Below are 13321 nucleotides of genomic sequence, written 5' to 3'. Positions count from 1 at the left end.
AGCAGTGCGAAGGATACAATGAAGCCCTTAAAGGGCCTCGACGAGCAGTGAGTGATCGCGGCGACGACGATAATCCGGGAAATCATCGCTACCGCGGCAATAATGGTCTCAGCCTATTCGAGCGGGAAGCGCATCATCAGCCGCTAAACATCTATTGTCAGCCCTGATCAGTTCTCCAGCACCGCCAAACCGAACCCGGTGCGACCGTAGCCATCGCCTGAATAAAGCATAAAGCGCTGTCCCCTGTGATCGAACACGCAAGGATACTCGATCATATCCGAGTCCCAGCTATCTGGCGAAACGTCGATGCCCTCATCTTTGCCGAGTTGCCGCCAAGTCAAACCATCCTCCGATGTAGCGCAGTAAATCCGATATTTCGCACCGCGAGCGCAAAACCACATTCTGTATACTCCCGCATCGCGGACGACGCACGGCCTACAGGCCGCGCTATTGTCGGATCCGCTTGTGTCGATATGCACGCGATCCTGCTTTTCCCAGTGGACACCGTCCCTTGATTGCGCATACCTGATCACGTGAGGTATCTCGTCGGTGCCCTCTCCCCAGCCTAGATTTGAGCCATACCACATACGGTATGTCCCTCCATCTTGGATGACCCAGGGATAAGAAAGCGAGAATGGATCACGCTCGTCCAGCGCAACGACGGGAAAAGTAGACCATCGCTCGAATGGTGCACCTGCTTCGCTAATCGCCACGCCTATGGTGTTTTTCCAGGGCACGGTGACAGCGAGATTCCAGCCCGTGTAGTACAAAAGTCGCGTATCGCCGGCACGCACAATCGATCCGATTGACACCCCACAGTCGTCAAACATTCCTCGAGCGCCGGGGCGCAAAATCGGCTCCGCCGGAATGTCCAGAATCTTGCCGCCCACGGCGAGATCGACGATCACGCTACCGATACTGGAACGATTCTGACCATCGCGGCCGCTGAAATAGATGCGGAAAATATCACCCTCGATCCATTCAGGAACCGGTAGCGCGGCATGACTTCGCGACCAGTCGAGTTCGCCCGACGGAGCAAAAATTCTCCCGAGCTTTCGCCAGGCCATTACGCCACCGCAACGCCATCGGGACGCGCAAATTCTGCTTCCACGGCCTGTCTAAGTGGATCATCCGGCCACCTACAAAACACGGCACGCATCGAGCTTTCCCACCAACCTTTATCGGAAAAATTAGACATTTTTGCAGAACAGACATATGCGCTTAAAAGCGATCGTTTCATGTCGGGCTTTCAAATAGGCGCAACGGAATTCTCGCAAAACTAGCCTTGCCCCTTCCGATACAATCGCTTGTCCGGCGGCTGGTAATACTCGTCCAGATTGGTAACCACTCGACTGTACCATCCGAGCAGTTGCTGAGTACGCGCAGGCTGCTCCAGAACCACGGCGTCGCCCAGCGCGCGGACGTAGTCGATCTGCTGCTTGAAAAACGAGCGCGTAAACTGATGATTTATGGCCAAGCGGTCTTTGCCGGAGGTGTTTCGGCCAGCCGCATGCCAAAGCGTAGAGTCAAAAACGAACAACGAGCCCGCCGCGCATTGAACGGGAACGGCATTGCGCGCGAGGTAGGTATGGTCCGGTTTCTCTATGCGCTGGTGGCTCCCCGGCACTACGAGCGTTGCGCCGGTGTCTCGTGTAAAGGGATCGATGGCGAACATAATATTGACGGAGGCAATGTAACCGGACAGAACCCTGGGAAAGTCTTGGTGGAACGCATTCTGAAAAACGTCCGGCGTGGAGAAGGGCGGGAAGGACGGAAGGATAAAGCCATTCTGCAGATGTAAGATGGCCGTTTCAGATAGCACACGATCAACGATGCTTAGGACTTCGGGGATTTCAAGAAAGGTAAAGAAATGAGGGTCATACTTCATCATGAGTCGAAGAACACCGAGCTCACCGGCCCTTGCCAGCCGCTCTTTGCCAATCTCGGTAAGAATCCGCTCCTGTACACGATACATGCGATCACGGGTCGCTGCCAGTGACGCCTCATCAAGCACATCTTCTACAACCGCGTACCCGACGCAATTAAGAGCGTCTTGCACCTGATCGAGCGAAGTATTGTTTTCAACCTTTACAGGAATCATGCTACGCTTATTCACCTGTTGCCAGTTGCCAATCCCTCTGGCTCTGATGTGACGCGTTTCCCGTTCGACAGGTGCGCGGCCGGGAAGGCGGTCTTCAGAGAGGATGGCTCCCGGGTTGTTAAATCCGAACCGTAGATTCTTCGGATAATTGTGTATGGCCGCTGCTTAGTTTCGATGAAGACTTTGGATACATAAATTCCGACCAGCCCTATGCAGAAAATCGTCACACCCCCCAGCATCCAGATGGATACGATCACGGATGCCCACCCCGCTTGCAGAGCGCGAAAGAAAATTCGATCGATGATCAGATAGCCCGCGGCCGAGCTTGAAATAATAAAAATGGCCGCACCAAGATAGAAAATGAAGACTAGAGGTTTGTTGCTAAATGAAGTGACATTGTCGACCAGTGTCGCTACTTTACGCCTAAACGTGTATGTGGTCGTTCCTTTCCATGCCTTGTTTACGGACATGGGCACCTGGTAAAAACCAGTAATCTGCCACAGACCGGCAATCGAAAGTTCACGCTCCTGGTGCTGGACCAAGCTGCGTACATAGTCGGCTGTCATCAGCCGCACGGTGAGAGTATTTTCATGAAGCGGGGGGTCACACAGCAGGGCGGACGCCCGATAATGGATTTTCGGTCCGAAATTCCTCAACCAACCGCCGGGCCGCCGCGCGTGGCAACCAAATACTACGTCGGCGCCCGTCGAGATCAGCTTTTCATAGAACGGCTCTAGGAGAGCCGGGTCCTCTTCCAAGTCTGAGTCGATCAGAAAGACGAGATCCCCCGTGGCGTGCGCCAGGCCGGTCATCATCGCTTTGTGGTGGCCGAAATTTCGCGAAAGCTGAATTACCCGAACACAGGGGTCGCTGTCGAGCAGCGAGACGGCCTGCTGGAGCGCTGCGTCCGGCGAGCCGTCATCCACGAAGATGATCTCGACGTCAGGCGTGATTTTGTCCGCCGCCGCGCGCGCTCTCCTGTAGAACTCCAGCACGTAAGGCTCTGACATGTACATAGTCGTTACGATCGAGAGGCGCATCGCCGATCCATCCCCAATCCACCCCGTAGGGTATCTCCTCGGGATCATACGAGGGCCGAGTGGCGTCCGCGGCGGTTTTGGACTCGTTCGATCCAGGTTGTCGCTGCGGTCGTCGCTGCCGCCTTGGTCGGCCGGAGCGCTGGGCGTTTCGGCTGCTGATACAAACAGCACGCTACCTGTGACGTTGTTGAATGGCCGATGGTGCCGCCAGCCGACGACCGGCTCTCGTAGTTGATGACCACCGCCGGCGTCGCCGCACCACCCGGGTCGTGCTCATCGACCCCCACCGCCGGGCGCTTCTGGTCGAAGGTCGCAATCCCGACGACGAGCAACTCACGTGGATGATGGTCGGCAGCGGCATTGAGGACGGAGAGAATCCGGCCGAAGCTGCCGCGCGGCAAGTGCTCAAAGTGACCGGCCGTAGAGGGCTCCCCCGATGGCACCGGACTATTCTGGTGTGCCGCTGGCCGGTAAGAGCGGGTAAAAGAATGTGAGGGGACACGATGAGCAATCACACCTACCGAGTGATCGAGATCGTCGGGACCTCGCCCGACGGCGTCGACGCGGCAATCCAGGGCGGTCTGGCCCGAGCTGCGCAGACCATGCGCGCGCTGGACTGGTTCGAAGTACAGTCAATTCGAGGCCACCTGGTCGACGGAGCGGTCGCGCACTTCCAGGTGACTATGAAAGTCGGCTTCCGCCTGGAGGATTCCTGAACCTTCAAGCGCGGCCGATAACTGAGGTGCATCATTAAGCGACTTTTCCAGAACATCCTGACGCGCTCGAAACGCGGTTCAGCCGACGGTGGCTCCGCCGAGGCGCTGCCTCCAAAATCCCTGCGACAATTCGTCGGCGGCGCCTACAAGGAAGTCGGTGCTGAATTCGTCGGGTATCTGGTCGACCTGTGTGGGCTGCAGCCGGACGAAGCGGTGCTCGACGTCGGCTGCGGCTCGGGGCGGATGGCGTTGCCGCTCACCGGCTATCTGAACAGCGAGGGACGCTACGCCGGCTTCGATATCTCGCAGAAAGCCATCGCGTGGTGCCAGGAGCACATCACCTCGGCGCACCCCAACTTCCAGTTCGAGGTCTCCGACATCTACAACTCGCTGTACAACCCGAAAGGGAAATACCAGTCACTAGACTTTCGCTTTCCATATCCGGATGCGTCGTTCGATGTGGTGTTTCTTACCTCGGTGTTCACCCACATGTTTCCGCCGGACGTGGAGCACTATCTGGACGAGATCTCCCGCGTGCTGAAGCCCGGCGGACGATGCCTGTGCACGTACTTCTTGCTCAATGACGAGTCGCTAGCCCACATCGCGGAAGGAAAGAGTGCGCACAACTTCCAGCATGAGGGACCGGGTTATCGGACAATCCACAAGAAGCGGCCCGAAGAAGCAATCGGCTTGCCGGAGACCTTCGTCAGGGATGTCTATGGCAAGTTCGGCCTCGCCGTGCACGAGCCATTGCACTACGGCTCATGGAGTGGCCGGGAACCACACCCAAGCTTCCAGGACATCGTCATCGCGACCAAAACCGCGAGCTAGGTCGGCATCCGGGAAGCATCGCGACACCGTGGCGCCGAGCGCCGCTGCCGGCAGGCCGATTAGGCGGGCAGATTAGCCCGCCGCGGCTCCCGGCTCCGAGTACGGCGCCCCGAATGGCGTCACCGGCTGGTAACCACGCTTGCGCGCCTGGGCGGCGGCCTGCCGGATCAGGTGGTAGATGCCGACAAAGCCTGCGTGATCGGTCATCACCAACGGTGACAGCAGCCGGTTGTGCACCAGCGCGAACGCCACCCCGGTCTCCGGGTCTGTCCAGCCGATCGAGCCGCCCAAGCCCACATGACCAAACCCCGGCATCACGTTGCCGATCGGCATACCGTGATAGCCAAGATGAAAATTTAAGGGCACCAATAGATTTCGATCCGGCAGAACTTGCCGTCGGTTGCGGGTCAGGCCCGTGACCAGCTCCCGCGACAAGAACCGTATGCCGTCGATCTCGCCGCCGTTGGCGATTGCGCCGTACATCCGCGCCAGCGCTCGCGCCGTCGCCACCCCGTTGGCCGCGGGTATCTCGGCGTCCAGCAACGGCGCCTCGCCCTGCACGGCCGTGATGGCGCCGGGAAAATACATGGAGCGAAATCCGCCGGAGAACCGATGGGCGAGCCGGCGCATCGCACAGGTCAGCACCGCATTGGCGGCAATATCTTGCGGCATGATGATCTCGGCGACCCGCGTCGGCGCGTCGGCCGGCGGCCGACCCAGGTGCAAGCCGTCGGTGTCCAACGGCTCGGCAAGTTCCTCGCGGAACAGCAGGCGCATGTCCTTTCCGGTGACGGCCCTGGCCAGGCCCGACATCAACCAACCGAACGTCAGCGCGTGGTAGGCGGATTTGCCCAGCAGCCGCCCGGGCACCGCCGCCGCCAGCCGCTCTTCCATCACGACGTGATCCAGCAAGTCTTGCTGCGTCGCGCCACGCAATCCGGACAGGCCGGCCTGGTGTCGCATCACGTCACGAACCGTCAGGGTTGCCTTGCCGTTGGCGCCGAACGCCGGCCAATACTCGGCAACGGGAGCTTCGTAGTCGATCAGCCCCCGGTCGGCCAGCCGGTGGATGACCGTGGCCGTCATGCCCTTGGTCGCCGAGAACACCATCGGCGCGGAATCCGCCGACCACGGCACCCATCCGGCCCGATCAGCCCACCCCTTCCACACGTCGACGACCGGCTGCCCGTCGAGATACACCGCCAGCGCTCCGCCACCGAACCGGCGCCCCGGAAACATGCTGGCAAAGGCTCGAACGACGCACGCAAAGCGTGGGTCCGCCGCACCAAACACCCGCCGGCCCGCGTCCGGTCCGTCGTGGGACGAAACCGCGCGGTGATCGACTCCGGTGTCAACCATCACACGGTCGAACTTACGTGGATTTCGCAGCGACCATCGGCAAACACGGATTTATTTACCTATCCGTTAGGTTAGCTATCTCCAGTATTTGCTGAGCCGCCAGGGCCGGGGTCAGTTCGCCGGCGCGGACCCGACGCTCGAGCTCGGAGCGGACCTTGCGCACCGTCGGATTGGACCACACCCGATCCAGGACGGCGTCGCGAACCAGCTGCCAGGTCCAGTCGACCTGCTGATCGCGCCGACGGGCGTCGAATTCGCCGGCCCCGGTGAGCACCTGGCGATGACGCTCGACGGTGTCCCACAGCTCGGCCAGTCCCCTGCCCTCCACCGCGCTCATGGTGAGCACCGGTGGGCGCCACAGTGCTTCGCGAGGATAGATCAATCTGATCGCCGCCGACAGCTCCCGGGCGGCCAGCCGGGCCTCTTTGTGGTGCTCCCCGTCGGCCTTGTTCACCACCACGATGTCGGCGAGCTCCAGCACGCCCTTCTTGATGCCCTGCAACTGATCACCGGTGCGGGCCAAGGTCAGCAACACGAACGTGTCGACCATGTTGGCCACCGCGACCTCGGACTGGCCCACCCCGACGGTTTCGATCAGGATCACATCAAAACCGGCCGCCTCCAACAGCACCACCGTTTCCCGGGTGGCCCTCGTCACCCCACCCAGCGTTCCCGACGTCGGGGACGGCCGGATGTAGGCGTTCGGGTGCACCGCCAGCCGCGCCATCCGGGTTTTATCACCAAGAATCGATCCACCCGTGCGGGTCGACGACGGGTCGACCGCCAGCACCGCCACCCGATGCCCGCGCTCGATCAGATGCATGCCCAGCGCCTCGATGGCAGTCGACTTGCCCACCCCCGGGACCCCGGTGATGCCGACGCGATGGGCGTTCCCGGAGTCCGGCAGCAATCGCAGCAGCAGCTGTTGCGCCTGCTCACGATGGTCGGGGCGGGTCGACTCGACCAGTGTGATGGCCCGTGGCAGCGCCGCACGGTCACCGCCGCGCACGGCCGTCGCCAACCCGTCGACGGTGTCGTCGTCGTGGGATGCGGCCATCATGGCCACGGTAGCCCCAGCGCGGTCGCGAGCGCCGTGTTGATTTTGTTCATCGTCGCCGGCGTGACCTCACCGAGGTAGTCACCGAGCTCGTCTTTGCCGAGGGTCTCGATGTTGTCCGCGTTGACGTATCCGGTCAATGGATCGCTGGGGCCCATGGCGACCCAGGTCGGTATGGTTCTCCGCGTTGTTGTCAGGCGCACAGCCACCACGTCGGCGGTGTGACGGTTGCGGGCGTTGTTGGAGACGATGAGCCACGGTTTGGCCCCGTATCCGAGGTCGCATCGATAGACCTGACCACGCAACGGCGCGTTCACTGTGCCGAGCGCTGCTGCCTGGCGTTGCGCCGGGCCCGCGCGGCGCTCCGTTCGGCCTCAGACTCGTACGGGTACGCCGGATTGTCATGGATCGCGGCCGCGTAGGCGGCGTCGAGTTGCTCATCGTGTAGCGCCTCCCAGCGCTTGTTGATGGCGTCGACGATCGCCGCATTAGCGCTCCGGTATCCGCCTTTCACAATGTCTTGCAGGCGCTGGCGAGTTTGCTGGTCGAGCCGCACGGTCATCGAATGATCACGCACGCCCGAGATGATACCGGATAATGCAACCAGAAACGGCACCGCGGGCCTCTCGCTAATCCAGCGTGTACCCCAGCCGCTCGGCCAGCCTGTGCAGCAGGTCAATCGCCGCGTCGGCAATCACCGTCCCCGGCGGGAAAATGGCGGTGGCCCCGGCGGCGTACAGCTCGTCGAAGTCGCCCGGCGGGATGACACCACCGACCACGATCATGATGTCGGGCCTGCCCACCTGCGCCAACGCGTCGCGCAGCGCCGGCACCAGCGTCAGATGGCCGGCGGCCAGCGAGGACACCCCGATCACGTGCACGTCGTTGTCGGCGGCCTGACGCGCCACCTCCTCGGGGGTGGAAAACAGCGACCCCACGTCGACGTCGAACCCGATGTCGGCGAACGCGGTCGCGATCACCTTCTGCCCGCGGTCGTGGCCGTCCTGGCCCATCTTGGCGATCAGAATCCTGGGCCGGCGGCCGTCGGCCTCGGCGAACTTCTCCACTAGCTCGGTTGCGGCTGCGATGTTGGGGGCCTTTCCAACTTCGTCGCGGTAGACCCCGGAAATGGTACGGATCTCGGCCCGGTGCCGTCCGTACACCTTCTCCAGCGCTTCGGAGATCTCGCCCACGGTGGCCTGGGCCCGGGCGGCGTCGATGGCCAGGGCCAGCAGATTATTGCCCAGCCCGTCTGCTCCGGCGCGTCCTTGCTCGGCGGCGGCGCGGGTCAGCTCGGCCAGCGCGGCCCGTACCGCCGGCTCGTCCCGGCCTGCCCGCAGCCGCTGCAGTTTGGCCAGCTGCTCGGCGCGCACCCGGCTGTTTTCGACCTTGAGCACCTCGATCTCGTGGTCCTCGGGCACCTGGTATTTGTTCACCCCGACCACCGGTTGCTGACCGGAGTCGATGCGGGCCTGGGTGCGCGCGGCCGCCTCCTCGATGCGCAGCTTGGGGATGCCGTCGCTGATGGCCTGCGCCATGCCGCCATGTTCAGCGACCTCGGCGATGTGCGCCCGGGCTCGCCGCGCGAGCCGATGGGTCAGCCACTCCACATAGTAGGAGCCCCCCCACGGGTCGATCGGCCGCGTGGTGCCCGACTCCTGCTGCAACACCAGCTGGGTGTTGCGCGCGATGCGGGCCGAAAAGTCGGTGGGCAGCGCCAGCGCCTCGTCCAGGGCGTTGGTGTGCAGCGACTGGGTGTGCCCCTGGGTGGCGGCCATCGCCTCGATGCATGTGCGCGCCACGTTGTTGAACACATCCTGGGCGGTCAGCGACCACCCCGATGTTTGCGAATGTGTACGCAGCGAAAGGGATTTGGCGCTCTTGGGCGCGAACTGTGCGACCAGCTCACTCCACAGCAACCGGCCGGCCCGCAGTTTGGCGACCTCCATAAAGAAATTCATCCCGATGCCCCAGAAGAACGATAGCCGGGGCGCGAAGCTGTCGATGTCCAGGCCGGCGTTCAGGCCCGCCCTGATGTAGTCGACGCCGTCGGCCAGGGTGTAGGCCAGCTCCAAATCCGCCGTGGCACCGGCTTCTTGGATGTGATAGCCGGAAATGGAGATGGAGTTGAACTTGGGCATCTTGGCGCTGGTGTAGGCGAAGATGTCGGAGATGATCCGCATCGACGGCTTCGGCGGATAGATGTAGGTGTTGCGGACCATGAACTCTTTGAGGATGTCGTTCTGGATGGTGCCGGCCAGCTGCTCCGGCGCCACGCCCTGCTCCTCGGCGGCAACCACATACAGCGCCAGGATCGGCAGCACCGCACCGTTCATCGTCATCGACACGCTCACGGTCGACAGGTCGATGCCGTCGAACAGCTGTCGCATGTCGAGAATGGAATCGATTGCCACACCGGCCATTCCGACATCGCCCTGCACGCGGGGATGGTCGGAGTCGTAGCCGCGGTGGGTGGCCAGATCGAAGGCCACCGACAGCCCCTTCTGGCCGGCGGCCAGGTTGCGTCGGTAAAACGCATTGGAATCCGCGGCGGTGGAAAACCCGGCGTACTGGCGGATGGTCCACGGCTGGTTCACATACATCGTCGGATAGGGGCCGCGCACAAAGGGGGGCTCGCCCGGGAAGCTGTGCAGCGGGTAGCCCTCGGCTTCGGCGGCGGCCCGGTCGGCGGCGATGTATACCGGTGTGACGTCAATGCCTTCCGGCGTGTGCCACACCAACTGTTCGGGCGTGTACCCGTGCGCCGCCGCGGCGGCGGCGACATGCGTGTGCACCGCGGCCTCTGTGGGCGATTGCGCGGCACGCTCGCTATGCAGCGGAACGCCGGCGAAGCTGCCGATCACGGGTGTCTTGGTTGTCATCTAGGCCCCCAACCGCGTCAGCAGATTCGACAAGGCTTGCACCACATTGATTTTCGCGGTCAAAAACTCGTCGGGCCGGTGTGCGGCATCTCCCAACGCCTTCTCGGGACCCGCGAGGTACACCCTCGAAACACCGGCGGCTCGGGCCGCTTGCACAATGTCGGCAACCTCGTCCCGGTAGCGCGCATCGGTGCCGCAGATCACGGCAACGCTGGGCGAACCGGCATCGGCAACGGCATTCCCGACGGTGCCCGCATCAACCGTTCCCGGGTCGATCGCCTCGATGCCGCCGGACGCCAGCAGGTTGGTGGCGAAGGTCGTCCGGATGTTGTGCTCGGCCAGCGGACCCAACGGCAGCAACAGCACCCGCGGCCGTGCGCCAGTGCGGGCTAGGTGGTGATCGGATCGATCGCGCAATGCTTCGAATCCGGCAGCGTAGCGGCGCACCGGCGATGTCGGATCACCGGGCGGCAGCGCGGGTTCGCCCAGGTTCGGGTATTCGTTGACGCCGGTGATCGCCAGGCGCCGATGGGCGATGTCGTCGGCGCGGCGGGCGGCGCACTCGGCGATCTGGCCGGCCAGGAAGTCGTGGGCCTCGACGAAGCCGCCACGGGCCTCGATGGCCTGGAAACGCTGCCAGGCGCGCCGAGCCAGCCGGTCGGTGAGCTCTTCGACGAACCACGACCCGCCGGCGGGATCGAGCACCCTGCCGACATGCGACTCTTCTAAAAGCAGCAGTTGGGTGTTGCGAGCGATCCGGCGCGCAAAGCCGGCCGCCGTGCCGGGAAAGCCGCCGGGAATCGCCACGTCGAACGGGTGCACCAGCACGGTGTCCGCGCCACCGACACCGGCGCCGAAGGCCGCCAGCGTGCAGCGCAGCATGTTCACCCACGGATCACGCTGGGTCATCATCGGTAGCGACGTCTCCGCGTGCACGACGGCCGCGCCGCCACCCGGGTCGCCCACGACCTCGGCGACCCGCGCCCACAGTTGACGTAGAGCCCGCATCTTGGCCAGCGTCATGAACTGGTCGTCGTCGGCGGCGAGCCGGAAGCTGATCTGCCGCAGCGCGTCACTCACCACGAGCCCGGATTCGGTGAGCACCCGCAGGTAGGCCACCGCGGCCGCGACGGTGGCCGCGAGTTCGGTGGCCGCGGTCGCGCCCAGGTTGTGGAAGGCCGGTCCATCGACGGTGATCGCACGAAGCCCACGTTCGCCGGCCGCCCGGGATGCGACCGCGACGACCTCCTCGATCGGCGGGGCGGGACGATCGCGCAGCGACGCCGTCAGCGGGTCGGCGCCCAGGTCGATCGACAGGGTGTCGCGCTGGCCGGGATCGAGCTGGGCGACCAGCGCCAGCATGACGTCGCAGGCCGGGCGGTAGTCGGCGCCGGCGTCGAGGATGACCGGCGCCAGGTTCAGATACACCCCGGACAGCAGCGCCGTGAGCCGGTCAGGCGCCACACCCGACTCCCCCACCCGGATCAGCAGCGCGCTGACCCCCTCGCCGAGCGCGGCCAGCACCGCCGCGTTGGTGTCGGCCGTCGCACCGTTGGCGGGAAACGCCTCGGCGACCTTCCAGCCGGAATGCACGTCGCGCAGCGGGTCTCCGCCGCGCACAAAGGGCCACTGGCCCGGCAACGGCGGCTCCGGGAGCTCGTCGAACGCGGTGTAGAGGGCCCGGATGGCGAACCCGTCAGCGGTCTGGGTATCCAGCAGCCGCTCGGGGTGATCGCCGAGTTGTGCTGAGTCGGTACGGTTGCTCTTGGACAGCACACCGGCAACCGCGTTGCGCCAGCGCCCGCGAACCTGTTCTAGGTCGGCACGCTCGGGTACGTCAATGGACACCGACTGCTCCTGTTTTCCCAGCAATTAGCGATGTTGCTTGGGCTTGCTTCGGGATTGTCACTTAACTAATAAGGCTAGTTGATCGGGACGCCCATATAGACGCCCAGGTGCGGCAATCGCGGCCGGAGTGTGACGAAACGCCAGCCTGGGGAAACGAGTTATTCATGTTGACCCCGTACGCTCCGAAGACGTGACGGCTCCCGCCATCTGCAACACCACCGAAACCGTGCACGGTATCGCCACCTCGCTCGGCGCGGTCGCGCGTCAGGCGTCGCTGCCGCGCATCGTGGGAACAGTGGTGGGAATCACAGTACTGGTAGTGGTCGCGCTGCTGGTTCCGGTGCCCACTGCGGTGGAATTGCGCGACTGGGCCAAGTCACTGGGCGCGTGGTTCCCGCTGGCATTTTTGCTGGTGCATACCGTCGTCACGGTGCCGCCATTCCCCCGCACCGCGTTCACGTTGGCCGCCGGGCTGTTGTTCGGCTCTGTGGTGGGCGTATTCATCGCGGTGGTCGGCAGCACCGCTAGCGCGGTAATCGCGATGCTGCTGGTGCGTGCCACCGGCTGGCAGCTGAACAGTCTGGTGCGCCGCCGAGCGATCAACCGGCTGGACGAGCGTCTGCGTGAGCGAGGCTGGCTGGCCATCTTGTCGCTGCGGCTCATTCCCGTCGTCCCGTTCGCGGCGATCAACTATGCCGCCGGCGCCTCGGGCGTGCGGATCCTGTCCTTCGCCTGGGCGACCTTGGCAGGCTTGCTCCCCGGCACCGCGGCGGTGGTCATCCTGGGCGACGCGTTCGCCGGTAGCGGTAGCCCGCTGCTGATCCTGGTGTCGGTATGCACGGGCGCGCTAGGTCTGACTGGGCTCGTCTATGAGATCCGCAATTATCGACGGCAGCACCGACGCATGCCGGGTTACGACGACCCTGTGCGCGAGCCGGCTCTCATTTGATAAACCTTCGGTCGGGGTCAGCGCATCAGCGCGTGCAAATTTGGCGTGGCAGCTCGATGCCGTCAACGCACCGCGCTACGTTCGGTCGGCCAGCATTCTCGTGTCGGGAAGCAGAGGTCACGGCCACTGACCTTGCCCCTGTAACTGGGCCTCGAACAACGGAGCCTCTACGCGGAGGACGTCTTTTCCGTTAGTGCCCGAATATCCGGCATCGGCACTAAGGATTGTCCGACACACGAACGTAGGACGGCGCTGATGTAGGGCCTTTGGTGGGGTTATTCTTCGACGGCACCCAAGTTTCGACCCGCGACGGCATTTGAAAATGGTGCATCCACCAACACGTCGGATCCGAAGCCCGCAGCCGGTTACGCATCCCGACCAACACCGTGGGATGCAACGACGGCGCGTGCACCGTCAACCCCGCCGCGGCCTCCCAACGCAGATCAAGGGCCAACCGGTCACAAGGCTCCCGATCCGACAACCCCTAATAGGCCTGCAACAGCATCACCGTCCCAAGCATGTCAGCGGCGGTTGGCCT

Annotated in this window: 13 protein-coding genes and 1 pseudogene; 4 read left to right on the top strand and 10 right to left on the bottom strand. The window is 63.5% G+C overall.

Features of this window, described 5'->3' with window-relative positions; all coding sequences use genetic code 11:
- Positions 1–167 precede the first annotated feature (167 nt).
- From MCAN_RS08000 to losA, 3 genes are all read right to left on the bottom strand, one after another.
- Positions 168–1067 (bottom strand): glycoside hydrolase family protein, encoded by a 900-nt coding sequence (locus MCAN_RS08000; protein WP_003407616.1) that lies wholly within the window; start codon positions 1065–1067, stop codon positions 168–170.
- Positions 1068–1279: 212 nt separating this feature from the next.
- The gene (locus MCAN_RS07995; RefSeq protein WP_003898901.1) at positions 1280–2101 is read right to left on the bottom strand and encodes a phytanoyl-CoA dioxygenase family protein; all 822 of its coding nucleotides are present in this window, start codon (positions 2099–2101) and stop codon (positions 1280–1282) included.
- Positions 2102–2112: 11 nt separating this feature from the next.
- Complete coding sequence (gene losA / locus MCAN_RS07990; protein ID WP_003407612.1) at positions 2113–3141, bottom strand: glycosyltransferase LosA; 1029 nt, start codon at positions 3139–3141, stop codon at positions 2113–2115.
- 191 nt (positions 3142–3332) lie between these two features.
- Between losA and MCAN_RS24115 the strand changes: the two genes are divergently transcribed.
- The 3 genes from MCAN_RS24115 to MCAN_RS07975 are packed head-to-tail and all read left to right on the top strand — an operon-like array spanning position 3333 to position 4688.
- Positions 3333–3635 carry an NUDIX domain-containing protein gene (locus tag MCAN_RS24115; protein ID WP_003407610.1) on the top strand — a complete coding sequence of 101 codons (303 nt, stop codon included), beginning with the start codon at positions 3333–3335 and terminating at the stop codon, positions 3633–3635.
- A gap of 9 nt (positions 3636–3644) precedes the next feature.
- On the top strand, positions 3645–3857 hold the full coding sequence (locus MCAN_RS07980) for a dodecin (RefSeq protein ID WP_003898900.1): 213 nt from the start codon (positions 3645–3647) through the stop codon (positions 3855–3857).
- 54 nt (positions 3858–3911) lie between these two features.
- Complete coding sequence (locus MCAN_RS07975; protein ID WP_309509547.1) at positions 3912–4688, top strand: class I SAM-dependent methyltransferase; 777 nt, start codon at positions 3912–3914, stop codon at positions 4686–4688.
- Between the two features lie 72 nt (positions 4689–4760).
- Here MCAN_RS07975 and lipL read toward each other — a convergent pair whose 3' ends face one another.
- From lipL to mutA, 6 genes are read right to left on the bottom strand one after another with little or no spacing between them, the layout of a single operon-like run.
- Entirely contained in the window at positions 4761–6050 is a 1290-nt protein-coding gene (lipL, locus tag MCAN_RS07970; protein WP_014000797.1) for an esterase/beta-lactamase LipL, read from the bottom strand.
- 52 nt (positions 6051–6102) lie between these two features.
- Positions 6103–7107 (bottom strand): methylmalonyl Co-A mutase-associated GTPase MeaB, encoded by a 1005-nt coding sequence (meaB, locus tag MCAN_RS07965; protein WP_003407596.1) that lies wholly within the window; start codon positions 7105–7107, stop codon positions 6103–6105.
- Complete coding sequence (mazF4, locus tag MCAN_RS07960) at positions 7104–7421, bottom strand: type II toxin-antitoxin system toxin endoribonuclease MazF4 (RefSeq protein WP_003407593.1); 318 nt, start codon at positions 7419–7421, stop codon at positions 7104–7106. The genes meaB and mazF4 overlap by 4 nt, the downstream gene beginning before the upstream one ends.
- Positions 7418–7720, bottom strand: a complete 303-nt coding sequence (gene mazE4, locus MCAN_RS07955; RefSeq protein WP_003900349.1) for a type II toxin-antitoxin system antitoxin MazE4 — start codon at positions 7718–7720, stop codon at positions 7418–7420. Before mazE4 ends, mazF4 begins: the two co-directional genes overlap by 4 nt.
- Before the next feature lie 13 nt (positions 7721–7733).
- Positions 7734–9986, bottom strand: a complete 2253-nt coding sequence (gene scpA, locus MCAN_RS07950) for a methylmalonyl-CoA mutase (protein WP_003407587.1) — start codon at positions 9984–9986, stop codon at positions 7734–7736.
- Positions 9987–11834 carry a methylmalonyl-CoA mutase small subunit gene (gene mutA / locus MCAN_RS07945; RefSeq protein WP_003407585.1) on the bottom strand — a complete coding sequence of 616 codons (1848 nt, stop codon included), beginning with the start codon at positions 11832–11834 and terminating at the stop codon, positions 9987–9989. It abuts the gene before it with no gap.
- A gap of 190 nt (positions 11835–12024) precedes the next feature.
- Here mutA and MCAN_RS07940 point away from each other — a divergent pair, with 190 nt between their 5' ends.
- Positions 12025–12783, top strand: a complete 759-nt coding sequence (locus tag MCAN_RS07940) for a TVP38/TMEM64 family protein (protein ID WP_003407583.1) — start codon at positions 12025–12027, stop codon at positions 12781–12783.
- Positions 12784–13129: 346 nt separating this feature from the next.
- Here the strand turns inward: MCAN_RS07940 and MCAN_RS24270 are convergent.
- Positions 13130–13321 (bottom strand): annotated as a pseudogene (locus MCAN_RS24270) (transposase); the annotation flags it as partial.

This window comes from Mycobacterium canetti CIPT 140010059 (assembly GCF_000253375.1).
Taxonomy (GTDB): Bacteria; Actinomycetota; Actinomycetes; order Mycobacteriales; family Mycobacteriaceae; genus Mycobacterium; species Mycobacterium tuberculosis.
This window is presented reverse-complemented; position numbering and strand designations above follow the sequence as displayed.

What these genes read in the sequence shown, in the direction of transcription:
- meaB (WP_003407596.1), bottom strand. Translation starts at nt 7,107, where the DNA reads ATGATGGCCGCATCCCACGACGACGACACCGTCGACGGGTTGGCGACG.
- MCAN_RS07980 (WP_003898900.1), top strand. Translation starts at nt 3,645, where the DNA reads ATGAGCAATCACACCTACCGAGTGATCGAGATCGTCGGGACCTCGCCC.
- MCAN_RS08000 (WP_003407616.1), bottom strand. Translation starts at nt 1,067, where the DNA reads ATGGCCTGGCGAAAGCTCGGGAGAATTTTTGCTCCGTCGGGCGAACTC.
- MCAN_RS07995 (WP_003898901.1), bottom strand. Translation starts at nt 2,101, where the DNA reads ATGATTCCTGTAAAGGTTGAAAACAATACTTCGCTCGATCAGGTGCAA.
- scpA (WP_003407587.1), bottom strand. Translation starts at nt 9,986, where the DNA reads ATGACAACCAAGACACCCGTGATCGGCAGCTTCGCCGGCGTTCCGCTG.
- losA (WP_003407612.1), bottom strand. Translation starts at nt 3,141, where the DNA reads ATGCGCCTCTCGATCGTAACGACTATGTACATGTCAGAGCCTTACGTG.
- MCAN_RS24115 (WP_003407610.1), top strand. Translation starts at nt 3,333, where the DNA reads ATGGCCGATGGTGCCGCCAGCCGACGACCGGCTCTCGTAGTTGATGAC.